Genomic DNA, 17,421 nt, shown 5'->3' with positions numbered 1-17,421 from the left:
GAGAAGAAGCTCAACCGAATGGACGGCGTCACGGCGACCGTCAACTACGCAACCGAGAAGGCCAAGGTCGAGTTCGACGACGGCGTCGCTCCCGATGCGCTGATCAAGACCGTCGAAGCCACCGGATACACGGCCAGCGTCGCGCGGTCGCCGGATGCCGAAATCGCGCCGGACGACGCCGATGGTGAGTCGGCTAAGGGCGACGAAGTAGCAAGCCTGCGGCAACGACTGTTGATCTCGCTGGTCTTGGCAACTCCGGTCGTCTTGATGGCGATGGTCCCGCCGCTACAGTTCGACAATTGGCAGTGGCTGTCCCTGACGTTGGCGTCACCGGTGGTGGTCTGGGGCGCCTGGCCGTTCCATCAGGCCACCTGGGCCAACCTCAAACATGGGGTCGCCACCATGGACACGCTCATCTCGGTGGGGGTGGGAGCCGCTTACCTGTGGTCGTTATGGGCGCTCTTCTTTGGCGGGGCCGGTATGAACGGCATGAAGATGGAGTTCTCGTTCCTGCCCGCACAATCGGGTTCGGGCAACGAGATCTACCTTGAGGTCGCCTCCGCGGTGACGGTATTCATCTTGGCCGGTCGGTACTTCGAGGCGCGGGCCAAGAAGCGTTCCGGTGCCGCTTTGGCTGCACTCCTGTCCATGGGCGCCAAGGATGTCTCAGTGGTGCACACAACGGCCGACGGTGACTACGAGGTGCGGGTTCCGATCTCTGAACTCCACGTGGGAGACCGATTCGCAGTTCGACCTGGCGAGAAGATCGCCACCGACGCGGTCGTGCTTGACGGCAGATCCGCGATCGATTCCTCGATGCTCACCGGAGAACCCGTACCGGTCGATGTCGGTCCCGGCGAGTCCGTCGTCGGCGCGACCGTCAACACGTCAGGTCGACTGATTCTGCAGGCCAGGCGGGTGGGATCGGACACGCAGCTTGCCCAGATGGCAAAGATGGTCGAAGACGCTCAGAACGGGAAGGCCGACGTTCAGCGCCTGGCCGATCGTGTGTCGGGCATCTTTGTGCCAATCGTGATCGGACTCGCGATCGTCGTACTCTTCGGCTGGCTGCTCACGGGCCACCCTTTCCAAACCGCCATGACTGCAGCAGTTGCCGTATTGATCATCGCGTGCCCCTGCGCACTGGGGCTCGCGACGCCAACGGCCCTGCTGGTCGGAACGGGCCGCGGCGCGCAACTCGGAATTCTCATCAAAGGCCCGCAGGTTCTGGAATCAACCAGGAAGGTTGACACGATCGTGCTGGATAAGACCGGCACCGTGACCAAGGGACACATGGCCCTGGTTGACGTCATTTCGGCGCCCGAAACTTCGGTTCCAGACCTGCTCGCATTCGCGGGCGGACTGGAGGCCGCCTCGGAGCACCCGATCGCACAGGCAATCGCCGAGGGTGCCCGGGATCGGCTGGATGCTGAACTCCGGAGGGTTGACGACTTCACCAACACTGAGGGCTTGGGTGTCCAAGGAGTCATCGACGGCCATGCTGTGGTTGCCGGACGGCAATCGTGGCTCGCCGATCAATGGTCGCTCGGCGCGGATGCGACAACTTCCCAGGCTGCCCACGCCGCCGAAGCGGATGGCAACACCGTGGTGTTCGTGGGCTGGGACGGCCACCTGCGGGGTGCGCTCGTTGTAGCTGACACGATCAAGGACACCTCGGTCGAGGCGATTGAGCAGCTGCGAGAACTTGGCCTGTCCCCCGTGCTGCTGACCGGCGACAATCACGCCGCCGCCAGTAGCGTCGCTGAATCGGTGGGAATCGACGAGGTCGTGGCCGGGATCCTGCCAGCCGGCAAAGTCAACGTCATCAAGGATCTGCAGGCTCGGGGACGCGTCGTGGCCATGGTTGGCGATGGTGTCAACGACGCACCAGCCCTGGCCCAGGCTGATCTTGGTCTAGCCATGGGTACCGGCACCGACGCCGCGATCGAGGCTGCGGACATCACCTTGGTTCGCGGTGACCTTCGATCCGCTGCCGATGCGATCCGACTGTCGCGAGCGACGCTGCGCACGATCAAGGGGAATCTGTTCTGGGCCTTCGCTTACAACGTGGCTGCTATCCCCTTGGCGGCGTTCGGACTGTTGAATCCAATGATTGCCGGAGCCGCGATGGCGTTCAGTTCGGTATTCGTCGTGTCGAACAGCTTGCGACTTCGTCGCTTCAAGCCCCTGTCGACACGTTAATCACCGCGGCCACGGCACGTTGCTTGCCAAGCCGGGCTTACTCATCCGTGAGCGGGAATACTTCGCTCTTCCAACCGGTTCAGATAAGTAGTTCAATAGTCAACTACTAACGAGCATTCTGCGCGAGGAGCACCCGATGCCAGCGATCACCGTCGAGAACATCCTGAACCTGCCACGGGTTCCGACTCCTGACCTGATCACGGGCAGCCGTCCCGTCCTGTCTGTCTCGACAGCACCCAAGGGCTACGAGGGCGAGGGATTCCCTGTCCGGCGCGCATTCGCGGGGGTTGATCTGAAGCATCTTGATCCGTTCATCCACATGGACCAGATGGGCGAGGTGGAGTATGCCCCCGGCGAACCGAAAGGTACCCCTTGGCATCCCCACCGCGGCTTCGAGACAGTCACGTACATGATCGACGGACAGATGGAGCACTCCGACTCCAACGGCGGTGGTGGACTCATCACCAACGGTGATACCCAGTGGATGACTGCCGGTGCCGGGATCCTGCACATCGAGACTCCACCGGAACACTTGGTTGCCTCCGGCGGGCTCTTCCACGGCGTTCAGTTGTGGGTCAACCTCCCGCGCACGCTCAAGTTCGCCGAGCCCCGCTACCAAGACATCCGGGCCACTCAGGTCGCCTTGTTGAGGTCAGGTGACGGCGGTGCACTCGTGCGCGTCATTGCCGGAAGCCTCGGTGGACACGAGGGACCGGGTTCGACCCACACACCGATCACGCTGGTTCACGCGACCATCGCGCCCGGCGCATCGCTGACCCTGCCTTGGCGGCAAGATTTCAACGCGCTCGCGTACGCCCTCGGCGGCACCGGGACTGTGGGCACCCAAGCCCGTCCATTCCAGGCCGGGCAATTAGCGGTCTTCGGCAAGGGCGAGTCCCTGACTCTGGTTGCCGACGAGAGCCAAGATTCGCGAAACACCGCGCTGGAAGTGTTCATCCTGGGTGGACAGCCAATTCGGGAACCAGTGGCCATGTACGGGCCGTTTGTCATGAACACCAAGCAAGAACTGATGGATGCGTTTGACGACTACCAGGCAGGCCGGTTGGGTCAGATCCCTGCGGCGCACGCGGACGTTCGCGGTTCGACCGACGGATCGTGACGGGCAACCTCGGAACCTATCGCCAGTTGCTAGTCCACTCCTTGCCGTTCCACCACATCTCCGACGTCGTGCCGGGAAGGTAGGGGTTGGGATACCAGCCAGGCGGTGGTGAATGTCCAGGTGGCGGCGCTGGCGCGGCTGCGCTGACCTGAGATGGCGTCACTCGCGGCTCGGCGGAATGCTGGGACCGCACGTCGGTTGCCGCCGGAACCGGTTGGGCGGACGGCGCGACCTTGCGCCGTCGGCCGCGAACGATCAAAACGATTCCAACGGCAAACAGGATGCCGCCGATGCCGGACATGACTGTCAGCCACGGCGTGACAGCCGTGATGGTGACGTAGGGGTTGCCGACAGCGACCACCGCGTTAGCCCCCTGCGAGTTGAGTTGATAGCTGCCTGCTTGGTTGACCTCGAAACTGGCCACGGCGTTGTAGAGCTTCAAGTCCAGCGGGGTGGCTGTGGCGTTGGATGAATCGCAGTACATGCACGTCAATGGCAGGGTGGTGCCTTGGGGACCAAAGACCGAGAAATCATCGACGGTCATCGTTCGCTGCTCGGCGACTTGGCTAGGGGTAACTGCATTCGAGCCACTCTGCGGGACCTGCTCAAAGAGCATCCACGTCCCCGGCTCCAGTTGCACGTCGGTCTTGCCAGGCGACTGCCAGGTGGCGACGCTGTCAAAGCTTGTCAACGCGACCAGACCCGCGCCAGTCCACAAAAGCACCGCTGCCACGACCGCGACTATCCCCGCCACCAACGACCGGGTCATGATGGATGTGGGCCCGATGTCTCCATCGCCCGCAGGGTTGCGATGCGATCTGCCAGCGGGGGGTGGGTATCGAACAGGCTCTTGTCCTTGCCATCGAGTGGCGATTCGATCCACACGTGCGCGACGGCTGTCGATTTCGCTTCGACGACAGTGCCGTCGGCAGCAAGTAACTCCAACGCCCTACGCAGCCCGGCGGGGTTACGCGTGAACTGCACGGCGGTCGCGTCAGCCAACGACTCGCGCTTGCGGGAGATCGCCGATCGCATCAACACAGCCGCGATGGGGGCAAGCAGTAACACTACGAGGCCAACGATCACGGCGATCGGGTTGCTCGACGAGTCGCGGCGACTAAAGAACGACATTCGGATTCCGATGTCCGCGATGATCGCCAGCAGTCCCGCAGTCGTGGCAGCCACGGCCATGACCAAGGTGTCGCGGTTGCCGACATGGGCCATCTCGTGGGCGGTGACACCTTGGAGTTGCTCGCGATCCATCGCCTCCAGGATTCCGGTCGTAAAGGCGATCACGGCATGGTCGGGATCGCGACCGGTGGCAAATGCGTTCGGAGCAGGGTCTTCCACAATTGCCACCGTCGGCATCGGCAGTCCCGCGGCAATTCGAACCTCGTCGACGACGTTGAACAGCTGCGGTGCGGTTGCGTGATCGATGACTCGAGCATGGGTCATCGCCAGAACAAGCTTGTCGCTGTTCCAGTAGCTACCCCACACGCCGACCAAGGCGATCGTCACCGCGATCGGAACGATCCACACCGACCCGCCGTATCCGACGAGGTTCGCGACCGCCCAGATTGCGGCAACCACGAAGAGGAACATGCAGAAGAGCAGCAGAAAGGTCTTGCGCTTGTTCTTTGACTGCTCCGCGCGGAAGGAAACGCTCATCGCTCATTGAATCCAACGTCGGGCGCCACCCGCTGGGAAGCGTCCGGGACCTCATAGAACTCGCGCTTGGTCGCACCAGCCAGTCCGACAAACAACATTGACGGAAACGTCACGATCGCCGTGTTCAGACTGCGCACGGTGTCGTTGTAGTACTGGCGTGAGAAGGCGATCTTGTTCTCCGTGGTGGTGAGTTCCTCCTGCAATTGCAGGAAGTTGGTGGACGCTTTGAGATCAGGATAGTTCTCCGCCACCAGCATCACTTGGCGCACCGCGCGAGTCAGCTGCTCGTCAGCGGCGGCGGTCTCCCCGACACTGTGAGCCGAGGTCACGGCGGCGCGGGCGTTGGTTACCGATTCGAAGACGGAACGCTCGTGTTCGGCATACCCCTTGACCGTGTTGACCAGATTGGGGATCAGATCCGATCGCCGTGACAGTTGGACCTCGATTTGGGCATATCCCTCGTTCGCATCGATGGACAAACGACGCAACTTGTTGAACTGCAGGAATCCGAACCCCAAGATTGCAAGCACGATGACAACGATGACGATGGCGGTGAGCACGTACCGACCCTGCCTCATTGCTCCCCGGTAGACAAGTCACCACTCACTGCTGCAGTCGGTGTAGCCGCACGAGCGACCGAGCCGCCACGTTGCATGGCCAGGTCACAAGGTGGAACCTGTGCTCATGCATGTTGGCGTTCCGGCTGAGATCAAGGACCACGAGACGCGTACTGCCGTTACCCCTTCGCTTGCGGCAGCCCTGGTGCGGCGTGGCCACGAAGTGCTCGTCCAGGAGGGCGTCGGGCTCAATTCCGGACTCTCCGACGCGCAGTATGCCGATGCGGGTGCGCGCTTAGTGGCCGATGCCGACACCGTTTGGTCAGCGGCGGACCTAATCGTCAAGGTCAAAGAACCCATCGAGGCTGAGTACGCCAGGTTCCGACCAGACCAGGTGATCTTCTCCTACCTCCACCTAGCCGCCGCCCGCGAATGCCAGCAGGCGCTCGTCGATGCCGGATGCACCGGGATCGCGTTCGAGACCGTTCAACTCGCGGATGGTTCCCTGCCGCTACTGGCACCGATGTCAGAGATCGCTGGTCGGCTCGCGGTTCAGTTTGGCGCCGACTACCTGACCGCACCGATGGGTGGCCGGGGATTGTTGCTCGGCGGTATCGCCGGAGTCGCGCCAGCCAACGTTGTTGTCATCGGCGCAGGTGCCGCAGGTATGCACGCCACCTCCGTCGCCGTGGGTCTGCGGGGGCTGGTCACAGTGGTTGACCTAAGCCTGGACCGCCTTCGATCGGTGAACGATCATTACTCAGGTCGGGTGCTGACGGTCGCCGGGACCGATCATTTGGAGGTCGAGGATTCCATCGCCGAGGCCGACCTCGTGGTGTGTGCCGCCCTCGTCCCAGGCGCTCGGGCCCCCATCATCGTGACCGAAGAGATGCTGGATCGAATGCCCCGCGGGGCCGTGGTGGTGGATGTCGCCATCGATCAAGGCGGGAACTGCGCAGTGTCGCGGCCGACGACCCACGCAGAGCCGACCTTCACCTCGCACGGGGTGTTGGTTTCCTGCATCACGAACCTGCCGGCCGCCGTTCCGCGGACCGCTACCTTCGCCCTGAGCACGGCCATCGCGCCTTACGTACTAAAGCTCGCCGACCTCGGCTGGAAAGCGGCAGTAGCCCAAGATCCAGCGCTTGCTGGCGGAGTCAATGTGTCGGGCGGCAAGGTCGTTCATCCCGCACTACTGCAGGACTGACCGTGGCGGTTCGGCGAGGCGATCACGCGCACGCGCACGCGATCAGGCTGACAGGTTTCCGCGAAGCACGCTGACCGCCGAGTGGCCCGGCACCCCGTCGAACGGTTCATCGGAGATGTCAACGGTCGTGTACTCGGTGAGCGACAGTCCTTCCGGAAGCGGAAAGGACGCCTCGGTTTGGTTTGCGTTGAAAGACCCGACCGCAACGAGCCCTGAGGTCGCGGGATTCATCATCCACACTTCGAAGAATCCAGATGGGGCAGGCAACTGCGCAGCCGACACCTGCAACACGTACTGATCGCCAGCTCGCTCCAGTCGGGCCTTGCCCGTTGTCTGCTGATCAGCACCGTCCGGCAAAGGCGCGAGGGCCCCGCTGGCCAGCACGGCTGGCGCCTGTTTCGCGTCGTTCTGGGCAACTACTCCGGCGATGACTGATCCGCCGAGCAGCGCTCCCACGGCGGCGGCAGCAACCAGCGGCAGCCACTTGCTGCGCTTGCCGCGCTTGCCGCGCTCGCCGCGCTTACTGAAATCCTCGATCGAGGTCGGTTCATCGGCTGTCACGCCGACGGCCGAGGTTCCCGGGTCAGGGTCGGAGCCACTCGCGGTTTTCGTGCCGGATTCTGTGTCAACGATGTCCTCCGTCGGCTTGGCCGACACTTGAGCCTGAATGTTGTCCCAGACCGAAGCTGGTGGCTCAACCGGCTGGTCCTCGACGGTGATGCTTCGGCCGACGGTGGCAACGCGAGCGAAGCTGGCGACTTCTGCCTGGCACTGAGCGCAGGAACGAAGGTGCTCAGCATCTTGTTCACTGGCGGGCACCTCTCCGATTCCGACGAGCGCCAGCGTCGTGGGGTCACAGTGCTGCATGGGTCACCTCCAGTCGGTTGCGCATTCGCAGCAATGAACGTCGAATATGGCTCTTGACCGTTCCGAGCGGCAGCCGAAGTTCCTCTGCGACTTGTTGATGTGTCATGTCTGAGTAGAACGCCAACCGAATGATCGCATCTGCCGGGTTCCCGAGCGCAGAAATTTCGGCCGCGAGCACGACTCGGTCGATCGTCGCGGTCGGATCGCCGACGTCACTCGGTGCCGGCGACACGGCTTCCGGGACCGCCTCGACTGGCGTTTCGGGTCGCCGTCCACTGGCTCGGTAGTGGTCGACGATCCGACGTTTGGCGATCGCGACCAGCCATGACGGAACCTCGCCAACGGTGTGGTTGAAGTTGGCTCGGCCGCGCCATGCGGACACGAAGACGGCCTGGGTGATGTCGGCGGCATCCTCCCGGTTGCCAACTGACCGCAATGCGATCGTGTAGATGAGTGTGGACCAACGCTCATAGGCCTGCGCCAAAGCGGCTTCATCACCGTTGGCAAGGCGCTGCCCGAGGGCAGCGGGCTCAAGGTCACTCATTGATTGAGTGTCACATGAGCCCGCTACCCCCGGGAAGGCCCGTAGCGCTGGTCTCACCGGTTGCGGCTTACTTCACTGTCGGTGGTAGGTCGACTGGACGCAGCACTCTGTCGATCCCGTGTGCCAGTTGCGGGTTGCCCTTGTTGATATTGGTCAGCTTGAGAATGACTCGGGCATTCCGCGAGTTGGTGTCCTTGTCGCGCAAAATGATGGCCGGCCGCTTGGTCACCTTCACCTTGATTGACGGACCCGCCGCGGTCGCTAGCTTCGCCCCATTGGCGTTGAGTGCGGCCTTCGCGTTGATCTTTGGTCCCACCACCACGTGGTAGAGCAGGACAGTCTCGACAGTGTCGACGCCCAGGCCCGCAACTACTTTGAAGGCCCGCTTCTCACTCGTGATGTGCTTACCACTGAGATCTGACGCCAACACCATGAATGCCTTGTCCGTGGGCACGAACGCGGTCAGCTTGGTCGTCGGGTTGGTGAGTGCGCCGACGGCGGAGCCCGGTTTGGCCTTCAGAACCGTGAGGACTGCCTCAGTCGCAACATCGAAGTCCCCGGAGTTGCGGTCAAACTTGTTCCCATCGCTGGTCAACACGGTTGCCAAGCTCTTTGGCGCCGCTGCAGCGGGGGTGACCGTTGCGGCTAGTCCGACTGACGCGAGCGCCGCCCCGGCGGTTGTTACGGCCAAGGCTCGACGGGTGTGCTGTGACTTCATTTCGATCTCCCTGTTTGGAGTCCCCGATCGGGACGTTCAACAGGTAATCGCCAGCCAACCCTGGTGTGGATGCAGTTGCCGGGAAATTTCTTCCTCCCGGCAACTGCATCGTCGCTCTGGATGGAAGCGGAACCTACGACGTTGGGCAGCCGCCGAGGCTGTACTCGTACGACTCGCCATTGATATCGATCATCACCCGGTTGTTGGCGCTGGCCGGCACGTGAATCTTCGACAACGGCTCGTCCTTCATGTGACCCTCGATGCAATAACTCGAACCGGCATTCAGCGGCACCGCGTCAACGACCACATCACCTGACGGGACGAAGTTGAAACTGGACAGCGCTTGGGTAGTCAGGCCCTCGAAGCTGCCATTGTTGGCGGCCGCATACTGCTCCGCCGCGACAGTCGCCGGTCGTAATTGCTTAGCGACCGTCACTTGGTTGCTGGCTGTGTTGACGAAGAAAGCGCCACTAACAAGCACCACGATCAGAATCACGATCGAGATGATCGATCCGACGATGCCGGTGATGATGCCCCACGTCGCCATGGTCGGGCTCTGGCCCAGTTCTTTGGAGCGCTTGCGGCCCATGATGCCGGTGATGATCGCCGCGATGCCCGAAATGAAGCCAAGGCAGAAGATCGACAGGATTCCAAGTACCAACGAGATGACGGGCAAGTTCGTCTTCTGCGGTTGAGCACCGGGCATGGGCGGCTGGCCTGCCGGCGGAACCGGCGGGGGTGGCGGCGCGCCTCCGCCGGCAGGCGGGGGAACCGGCGGCTGGGCAGGAGGCGGGGGAGGTTGCACCGGCGGTACCGACGGTGGAACTTGGGGACCGTCCTCGGGGGTGCTCATGACAGCTTCCTTTCAGTAGGTCTCACTGTTTCAGCAACGCTCACTGTGCGGTGCCACAACCAAAGAACAGGCACCTCTACCTGGAACGCTAGTGGTGCGCGCAATCGATTGCCAGGAACTCGCCTCAAATGTGCGACGAAAGTAGGCATGTATCCATCTGCTCTCCTCGTACGTCTATGTAGTGCAAGCACCACAACGAGGAATTCTTGGAGGAACGTCATGCTTACCAATGAAGGCACTGTGGATCGGGCCGCCCGGGCAGTTGCAGGCGTGGTGGCCGTTGTTGTAGCACTGCTGATCGGCATCGGGTCCGTCCTCGGCATCGTGCTGGGGATTGTCGGCGTAGTCCTACTCGTTACGGGGGCGGTTGGTTTCTGCCCTATCTACCGGGTGTTTGGACTCTCGACCTGCCCGGTCAAGCAGCACTAACGTTGGCCGCATGGATCGCGACCAGCTGGCACAGGAACTGCCGGACCAGGCCGACGGTCTACTCCGGTTCACCCGCACTCTGACTCGCGATCCGCAGCAGGCCCAGGACCTCGCGCAGGAGACGATGACCCGCGCGTTGGAGCATTCCGCGAGCTTCCATGGCGACTCTGGACTTTCGACCTGGCTGCACCGAATCGCCCACAACCTCGCAGTTGACCAATCTCGTCGCAAGCGAGAGGTGCCAGTCGACGAGTTGGCTGAATCGGTCGAGGCACTCTGGCGCAACGAGGCGTACACGGTCGACGCGCAGACAGTTGTGAGCCGGGCCCAGCAGCGAAGGAAGTTAGACGAGGCGCTGCACCGATTGCCAGTGATCTACCGCGCCGCGGTGGTCCTGCACGATGCGGAAGGGATGACGATGAAGCAGATCGCTGACATCCAGAACATCGGCCTGTCGGCAGCCAAACAACGCTTGCGACGCGGCCGGATGATGCTGGTCAGCGAGCTCTCCGACGACGCATCGCTGCCGGTGGGAGCACCCGTGCAAGTCCTTGATTGCTGGCAAGCGCGCAGCCGTGTCAGCGATTACATGAACGGCTCACTTGCCGACACCGAACGTGCCTCAGTCGAGGCGCACCTGGAAATCTGTCCGACCTGCCCGCCGCTCTACCATGCACTCGTCGGCGTCCGAACGGCGCTGCGGGAGACCTGAGAATTGAACGTCATGACGTTTAGTTGATACCCCTAGGGGTATACTGAGGTTGATGCAGTCCACCGAAGGAGAAGCCATGGAGACCACCGAAGCCACTGTCACCTCAATGCCGCGGATCGGCGACCAAGCACCGGCCTTCACCGCCAGCACGACCCAGGGCGAGGTCGACTTCCCCGGCGATTTTGCCGGCGATTGGGTCATCCTCTTCAGCCACCCGGCCGACTTCACGCCGGTTTGCACGACTGAGTTCATGACATTCGCCTCGCTTCAGGACAAGTTCGCCAAGGCGAACACCAAGCTGGTTGGCCTATCGATCGATGGCCTCTACAGCCACATTGCCTGGCTGCGCACCATCAGGGAGAAGATCTCCTTCAACGGGATGAGTGACGTTGAGGTGACGTTCCCCCTCATTGAAGACATCTCCATGAACGTCGCCAAGAAGTACGGGATGATCCAGCCCGGTGAGAGCACGACCCAGGCCGTGCGCGCGGTCTTCGTGATCGATCCAACAGGCAAGATTCGGACCATCATCTACTACCCGCTGAGCCTCGGGCGCAACTTCGATGAGCTATACCGCGTTGTGGTGGCACTACAGACGGCCGATGAGTTTGGGGTTGCGACTCCTGCTGACTGGCGTCCTGGCGACCGAGTCATTGTTCCCACTGCCGGCTCGTGCGGGGTTGCGGCAGATCGAGTTGCTGGCGCTGAAGAAGGTGTCGAGTGCGAGGACTGGTTCTTCTGCACCAAGGAACTCTCCGAGCAGACCGTGCTCGATCGGGTCCTTGCCAAGTAGCGACTAAGGATGTTCGATCCGGCGGGGCAGGCGAATCTTCGCCCGTCCCGCCGCTCGTACTCTCGCTGCGATCAGTTCGGTCGATGAGGGCGAACCGTCCGGCTCGTGCTTGGACTCCTCGACCGGTTCTTCGGTGAGTAGCTCCTCCAAGTGGATGACGTTCGCGCGCAAGTCGATCGTTTTCTGCAGGTGTGTGCCGTCGTTTGCGCTGGATTGACTCAGGTCGATTCCGGCGTATTGAGCACATGCCGAGGCGGCTGCGGCCAACTGCTCACACAGCCAGGTGAAACCGACCGCGTGGTACTGCCAGGTAGCCTCCAACTCGACGATGTCACGCCTGGCCGGAGTATCGAGTCGGCGCAGTTCGGCCAGGCAGTGCATGTAGCGCAACTGGAGTTCAGCATCGGCGACCTCCCGGACAATCGGGGTCGCGCAGGCAATCCGGATAGCCCCATCGATCAATTCGGACCTATTGACGAACAGGTGCTCTTCGGACAATTCCACCGCGAGTTGCGAGCAGCGCCAGATTCCGAGCAACGTCACCGCGACAACCGCGACCACCGGCCCGACGACCACCCCGAGCAAGTACCAGGGACTGACAAAGAACGATGCGAAGATTCCCATCACCACAAGCCAGAGGCCAGGCAGGGCAACCGAAAGCACACTGGGATCTCGCAGGGTCGGCACCTGGTCACGGATACCTTGATCTTCCGGTACCGCACCAAAGGGGTAGCGCCGAGCAGCCGTGACCGTGCCGTGCGCACCGATCAACCAGCCGCTGTGTGACATGACCCTGAACCTCTCAACCGCGACGGCCGCAGCCACCTCGATATTGGGCACCCGCGCAAGATCGGCGGGCTTGGACGAAACCCTAATCGGCAGCGTCCACCCTCACCGGGATCCCGGCACGCAGACACGCGGCGAATGTGGAAATTCGCTGGCGCCAGCGCAGATGGCCCGACACGCGAATGGTGGACCTCGTCGCCATGGTGACGGCAGCCTAGGCTCGTGACCATGAACCCGATGGATGACTCAGTCAAGCGACACAAGTTCGAACTCAGCGAAGACGAGATGCCGACCAACTGGTACAACATCGTCGCTGACTTGCCAACACCTCCGCCCCCGCCGCTGCACCCCGGGACGCACGAGCCGGTCGGACCAGCAGACCTCGCTCCCCTCTTTCCGATGGCATTGATCGAGCAAGAGGTTTCGACGCAGCGCTACATCGAGATTCCCGGCGGAGTACTGGACGTCTACCGACAGTGGCGACCAAGCCCGCTGTTCCGCGCACACCGGTTGGAGAAGGCGCTCGATACCCCGGCTCGGATCTACTACAAGTACGAAGGCGTCTCACCGGCCGGTTCGCACAAGCCGAATACCGCCGTCCCGCAGGCGTACTACAACGCCGCCGAGGGTGTCCGCAAGCTGACTACTGAGACCGGCGCTGGCCAGTGGGGCACTGCACTGGCATTTGCTTGCGCACTCTTCGACATGGAGTGCGAGATCTGGCAGGTCGGTGCCTCCTACGATTCCAAGCCCTACCGCCGACTGATGATTGAGGCGTTCGGCGGAGTGGTCCACCGCTCCCCCAGCGACCTGACGGAAGTGGGTCGCGCGCTCGGGGCAAATCCGGCCAATCAATCTGGATCGCTCGGGATCGCCATCTCCGAGGCAGTCGAGGTTGCGGCCCAGGACCCGACCGTCCGGTACGCGCTGGGGTCGGTCCTCAACCACGTCCTGCTGCACCAGACGATCATTGGTGAAGAAGCGATCCTGCAACTGGCCAAGGCTGGCGATACCCCCACCTTGATTGTGGGCTGTACCGGAGGTGGATCGAACTTCGCCGGTTTGAGCTTCCCGTTCCTGCGGGAGAAATTGGCGGGCAAGATCAGCCCACGGATTCTTGCTGCCGAGCCGGCCAGTTGTCCATCGCTTACCCGCGGTGTGTACGCCTACGACTTCGGCGACACCGCCGGAATGACTCCGCTGATGAAGATGCACACCCTGGGTCATGACTTCATTCCCGATCCGATCCACGCTGGCGGGCTGCGCTATCACGGCATGGCACCGCTGATCTCGCACGTCTACGAAGAGGGTCTGATGGATGCCGAGGCAGTCCCGCAGACCGAGTGCTTCGCCGCTGCGGTCCAATTCGCCAGAACCGAGGGGATAGTTGCGGCTCCGGAGCCGACCCACGCGTTGGCGCTGGCAGTTAGGGAAGCCAAGCGCGCCAGGGAAACCGGCGAGGAGACGGTGATTCTGACTGCCCTGTGCGGTCACGGACACTTCGATTTGCCCGCATACGACTCCTACCTCACTGGGCAGATGCAGGACGAGGCAGTTTCCGATGCGCGGTTTGCCGCTGCGTTGGAGACCATCCCCGCGATCTGAAGCGTGCCCGGAACTGCCCAGCAGCGGCGTTGTCGACCACCTGTGGCGACCCCGCCGCTGCTCAGGACAAGATGTGCCCGTGCCGAAAACGATTACGATCCAGCAGCTTCAGTCCATCCTGAGTCGCCTGCCCGATAACCCGCGCATCGTGGTGTCCGGCAACGTCGCCACTCCCATGGAGATCATCGAGATCGTCGATCAGACGCTGGAGCGAGTCACTCTCAATCTGCTCAACGCGATCGCACCACTGCCGCAACGCGACGGCGTCACCCTCGAGACCATCTTTGTCGGACCAGGAATGCGCGGGGCGCCGAACCTTCGGTACGTGCCGTGCCGACTGTCGATGCAACCAGTGCTGCTGCGTCATGCCATGCGACCCGATGCCGTGATCCTCCACACCTCCCCTCCCCGGGACGGCGCCGTCAGCCTCGGTATCGAGGTCAACGTGCTGCCGGCCGCAATCGACGCGGCCCGTTCGCACGGCGGCATCGTGGTCGCCGTGGTCAATCCCCATATGCCTCGGACTTTGGGTGACGCTTTGGTCGACCTCAGCGACATCGACTACCTTATCGAGGTCGAAGAACGGATCATGGCGATTGCTCCGACGGCGCCGGATGACACCTCGCTGCGCATTGGGGAACTCGTCGGCGCGCATGTCCACAACGGTGCGACCATGCAGCTTGGCATCGGCGCGGTTCCCGATGCGGTCTTGAATTCGGTGACGTCCTTCCGCGACCTTCGCATCTGGTCAGAGACGATCAGCGACGGAGTGCTTGAACTTGAACGTACAGGGGCGCTCGACCCTGACGTTCCGGTGCGAACCAGCTTCATGATCGGCTCGGACGATCTTTACGCATGGGCTGACGGAAATCCCCGGATCTCGATGCTGCGCACCGAACGGTGCAACGACCCCGCCTTGATCGCCAAGAATCACGCAATGATGAGCGTCAACGGCGCACTGCAGGTCGACCTCTACGGCCAGGCAAACGCTAGCCGGGTGAAAGGTGCCATCTACTCCGGCTTCGGCGGTTCCACCGACTTCATCATTGGCTCGCTGCACGCTTCGGGTGGGAAGTCGTTCATCGCGCTGCCATCGTGGCATCCGAAAGCAAACAGATCCTCGATCGTCGGAATGCTCGACGGACCAGCCACCAGCTTTCAACAAAGCGGAATCGTGACCGAGCAGGGGGTTGCGTGGCTGATCGGGGCATCGGAACGCGAACAGGCCGAGCACCTGATCAACCGGGCCGCGCACCCTTCGGCCCGAGACGGTTTGCGCCAGGCCGCTGCCGCGTTGGAGCTGACCTAACAGTGGGTCTCGACACCCGACCCAGCAAGTCGCCGCGTTACGCAATGACGGGCTCCGGGCACTACGCGACCGTCGTCGCAATCTTCTGCGGTTTGCTGCTCATCTCCAACATCGGTGCCACCAAACTGATCGAGTTCGGGCCCATCATCACCGACGGCGGTGCGTTCCTGTTCCCGCTCGTCTACATCACTGGCGATGTACTCAGCGAGGTATATGGCCTCAAAGCCGCCACCCGCGCGATCTACCTTGGTTTTGGCCTCGCGATGCTGGCCGCGTTCACCTTCTGGATTGTGCAGATCTCTCCGCCCGCACCCGGATACGAGAACCAGGAAGCCTTCGCTGCCGTCCTAGGATTCGTTCCCCGCATCGTGGTGGCGAGTCTGGCCGGGTACCTAGTCGGCCAGTTCCTCAACGCGTACGTGCTCGTCAAAATCAAGGAGCGCACACAGGAGAAGAAGCTGTGGATGCGGCTCATTGGCTCGACGTTGGTTGGGGAAGCTGCCGATACCGTCGTCTTCTGCACGATCGCCTTCTACGGCATCATCACCGGCGGTGACTTCCTCAACTATGTGATCGTCGGCTACGTCTACAAGGTTGGCCTGGAGGTCGTTCTGCTGCCGATCACCTATCGTGTCATTGCCTTGGTCAAGCGCCACGAACCGACCTACGTGCTGCCAAACCCGCCAGCGGTCGAGGTTCGCTAGTCACCGGTAGTAGGAGCCCAAGAACTCCCGCTTTAGTTCGTCGAACGAACCGTCGGCGATGCTGTTCCTGATGCGATCAACCAGTCCGACAATGAAGTGCTCGTTGTGAATCGTGGCCAGTGTGGACGCGAGCATCTCTTTCGCTTTGAAGAGATGGTGGATGTAGGCGCGGGTGTAGTGGGCGCAGGTGTAGCAGGCGCAGTCGGATTCGATCGGCGAGAAGTCGGTTCGGTTGCTGCTCCTGGAGAGGTTCTGCCGACCCGTCTTTGTGTAGACCGCGCTGTTGCGCGCCACCCGTGACGCTGAAACGCAATCGAAGGTGTCTGCGCCGTTCTCGATTGCTGTGAACAAGTCGTCGGGCTCACCGATCCCGAGCAGGTGCCGAGGGCGATCCTCCGGAAGTTCCTCATTGACCCAGCGAATGATCTCTCCGAGCTGGCCCTTTTCCAGCGCACCCCCAATCCCGAAACCATCGAAACCGAGCACGGCCAACTCCCGAGCGGCTCGTCGGCGCAGGTCCTCGTACTGCGCGCCCTGCACCACGGCGAACAGCGCTTGGTACGGCCGATGATCGCGCTCTGCCGTCAGTCTTTCGTGTTCCACGATGCAGCGCTGGGCCCAGGCATGGGTTCTGGCCAGCGAGGTTTCCTGATAGGCACGGGTGTTCAGCAAGGTCGTGCATTCGTCAAAGGCAAAGATGACATCGGCACCGAGTTGGTGCTGGATCTGCATCGAGATCTCCGGCGTGAACCGATGCATCGAGCCGTCGAGGTGGGATTTGAACGTGACCCCGTCGTCGTCGACGTGGGCCAGCCGGGTCTTGCCAACGGCGATCACATCATCGGAGCGCACGGTGCTCGCATCCATCGCCAGCACTTTCTTGAAGCCAACACCGAGCGACATCACCTGGAAGCCACCACTGTCAGTGAAGGTGGGCCCGGGCCAATTCATGAACGTGCTCAGACCCCCGGCTGCATCGATGACAGCCGGTCCCGGTTGCAAATACAGATGGTAGGCATTTGCCAGGACCGCCTGCGCGCCGAGTTCACGCATCGACTCAGGCAAGACGGCCTTGACGGTGGCCTTGGTGCCGACCGGGATGAAGGCCGGCGTGGCGATGTCGCCATGGGGCGTGTGCAACGTGCCGGTGCGACCTAGCCGAGGCCGTCCGGCCCTATCCGAGATGCGACCTCCCACGGAGAAGTTGGTTAGCTTGCTCGCCACTCGTACCTCTCCGACAGTTGCATTGGGTCGGGAGCGAGGAAGGCTCCGACAGTTGCATTGGGTCGCCAGCGAGAATACGCACCTGCGTGGTGCGACGCAGTCGTGGACTCGCCCCGCTCAGGT

18 protein-coding genes are annotated in these 17,421 nt (G+C 62.3%); 9 read left to right on the top strand and 9 right to left on the bottom strand.

Annotated elements, in window-relative coordinates; translation table 11 throughout:
* Both KAZ48_07490 and KAZ48_07485 read left to right on the top strand, forming a co-directional pair.
* Positions 1-2,202: copper-translocating P-type ATPase (locus tag KAZ48_07490; protein MBP7972628.1), on the top strand; the 2,202-nt coding region annotated here is incomplete at its 5' end.
* Positions 2,203-2,338: 136 nt separating this feature from the next.
* Positions 2,339-3,322 carry a pirin family protein gene (locus tag KAZ48_07485; GenBank protein ID MBP7972627.1) on the top strand — a complete coding sequence of 328 codons (984 nt, stop codon included), beginning with the start codon at positions 2,339-2,341 and terminating at the stop codon, positions 3,320-3,322.
* Between the two features lie 16 nt (positions 3,323-3,338).
* Here the strand turns inward: KAZ48_07485 and KAZ48_07480 are convergent, their stop codons facing one another.
* The 3 genes from KAZ48_07480 to KAZ48_07470 are packed head-to-tail and all read right to left on the bottom strand — an operon-like array spanning position 3,339 to position 5,550.
* A complete protein-coding gene (locus KAZ48_07480; GenBank protein MBP7972626.1) occupies positions 3,339-4,091 on the bottom strand; it encodes a hypothetical protein in 753 nt (250 codons plus the stop codon).
* Complete coding sequence (locus KAZ48_07475) at positions 4,088-4,990, bottom strand: M48 family metallopeptidase (protein MBP7972625.1); 903 nt, start codon at positions 4,988-4,990, stop codon at positions 4,088-4,090. Before KAZ48_07475 ends, KAZ48_07480 begins: the two co-directional genes overlap by 4 nt.
* Positions 4,987-5,550 carry a LemA family protein gene (locus tag KAZ48_07470; protein ID MBP7972624.1) on the bottom strand — a complete coding sequence of 188 codons (564 nt, stop codon included), beginning with the start codon at positions 5,548-5,550 and terminating at the stop codon, positions 4,987-4,989. Before KAZ48_07470 ends, KAZ48_07475 begins: the two co-directional genes overlap by 4 nt.
* 118 nt (positions 5,551-5,668) lie before the next feature.
* On the opposite strand from KAZ48_07470, the gene ald reads away from it, so the two are divergent.
* On the top strand, positions 5,669-6,754 hold the full coding sequence (ald, locus tag KAZ48_07465) for an alanine dehydrogenase (GenBank protein ID MBP7972623.1): 1,086 nt from the start codon (positions 5,669-5,671) through the stop codon (positions 6,752-6,754).
* A gap of 42 nt (positions 6,755-6,796) precedes the next feature.
* On the opposite strand, the gene KAZ48_07460 is transcribed toward ald, so the two are convergent.
* The 4 genes from KAZ48_07460 to KAZ48_07445 form a co-directional block, all read right to left on the bottom strand.
* The gene (locus KAZ48_07460) at positions 6,797-7,621 is read right to left on the bottom strand and encodes an anti-sigma factor (GenBank protein MBP7972622.1); all 825 of its coding nucleotides are present in this window, start codon (positions 7,619-7,621) and stop codon (positions 6,797-6,799) included.
* Entirely contained in the window at positions 7,608-8,165 is a 558-nt protein-coding gene (locus tag KAZ48_07455) for a sigma-70 family RNA polymerase sigma factor (GenBank protein ID MBP7972621.1), read from the bottom strand. Before KAZ48_07455 ends, KAZ48_07460 begins: the two co-directional genes overlap by 14 nt.
* Positions 8,166-8,232: 67 nt before the next feature.
* Positions 8,233-8,883 (bottom strand): fasciclin domain-containing protein, encoded by a 651-nt coding sequence (locus tag KAZ48_07450; protein MBP7972620.1) that lies wholly within the window; start codon positions 8,881-8,883, stop codon positions 8,233-8,235.
* 133 nt (positions 8,884-9,016) lie between these two features.
* A complete protein-coding gene (locus KAZ48_07445; protein MBP7972619.1) occupies positions 9,017-9,736 on the bottom strand; it encodes a DUF4190 domain-containing protein in 720 nt (239 codons plus the stop codon).
* A gap of 219 nt (positions 9,737-9,955) precedes the next feature.
* Between KAZ48_07445 and KAZ48_07440 the strand changes: the two genes are divergently transcribed.
* From KAZ48_07440 to KAZ48_07430, 3 genes are all read left to right on the top strand, one after another.
* A complete protein-coding gene (locus tag KAZ48_07440; GenBank protein MBP7972618.1) occupies positions 9,956-10,165 on the top strand; it encodes a DUF2892 domain-containing protein in 210 nt (69 codons plus the stop codon).
* Positions 10,166-10,175: 10 nt separating this feature from the next.
* Positions 10,176-10,877, top strand: coding sequence for a sigma-70 family RNA polymerase sigma factor (locus tag KAZ48_07435; GenBank protein ID MBP7972617.1), 702 nt, complete (start codon positions 10,176-10,178; stop codon positions 10,875-10,877).
* Positions 10,878-10,953: 76 nt separating this feature from the next.
* Positions 10,954-11,670, top strand: a complete 717-nt coding sequence (locus KAZ48_07430) for a peroxiredoxin (protein ID MBP7972616.1) — start codon at positions 10,954-10,956, stop codon at positions 11,668-11,670.
* A 3-nt stretch (positions 11,671-11,673) separates the two neighbouring features.
* Here KAZ48_07430 and KAZ48_07425 read toward each other — a convergent pair whose 3' ends face one another.
* Positions 11,674-12,510 carry a hypothetical protein gene (locus KAZ48_07425; GenBank protein ID MBP7972615.1) on the bottom strand — a complete coding sequence of 279 codons (837 nt, stop codon included), beginning with the start codon at positions 12,508-12,510 and terminating at the stop codon, positions 11,674-11,676.
* Between the two features lie 183 nt (positions 12,511-12,693).
* Here KAZ48_07425 and KAZ48_07420 point away from each other — a divergent pair, with 183 nt between their 5' ends.
* From KAZ48_07420 to KAZ48_07410, 3 genes are all read left to right on the top strand, one after another.
* Positions 12,694-14,061 (top strand): TrpB-like pyridoxal phosphate-dependent enzyme, encoded by a 1,368-nt coding sequence (locus tag KAZ48_07420; GenBank protein ID MBP7972614.1) that lies wholly within the window; start codon positions 12,694-12,696, stop codon positions 14,059-14,061.
* A 79-nt stretch (positions 14,062-14,140) separates the two neighbouring features.
* Positions 14,141-15,370 carry a hypothetical protein gene (locus KAZ48_07415; protein ID MBP7972613.1) on the top strand — a complete coding sequence of 410 codons (1,230 nt, stop codon included), beginning with the start codon at positions 14,141-14,143 and terminating at the stop codon, positions 15,368-15,370.
* A gap of 44 nt (positions 15,371-15,414) precedes the next feature.
* Complete coding sequence (locus KAZ48_07410) at positions 15,415-16,074, top strand: queuosine precursor transporter (protein ID MBP7972612.1); 660 nt, start codon at positions 15,415-15,417, stop codon at positions 16,072-16,074.
* Here the strand turns inward: KAZ48_07410 and tgt are convergent, their stop codons facing one another.
* Positions 16,075-17,367, bottom strand: a complete 1,293-nt coding sequence (tgt, locus tag KAZ48_07405; protein ID MBP7972611.1) for a tRNA guanosine(34) transglycosylase Tgt — start codon at positions 17,365-17,367, stop codon at positions 16,075-16,077.
* Between the last annotated feature and the right edge of the window lie 54 nt (positions 17,368-17,421).

The sequence above is a fragment of the Candidatus Nanopelagicales bacterium genome, assembly GCA_018003655.1.
Classification (GTDB): Bacteria; Actinomycetota; Actinomycetes; order S36-B12; family UBA10799; genus JAGNDY01.
This window is presented reverse-complemented; position numbering and strand designations above follow the sequence as displayed.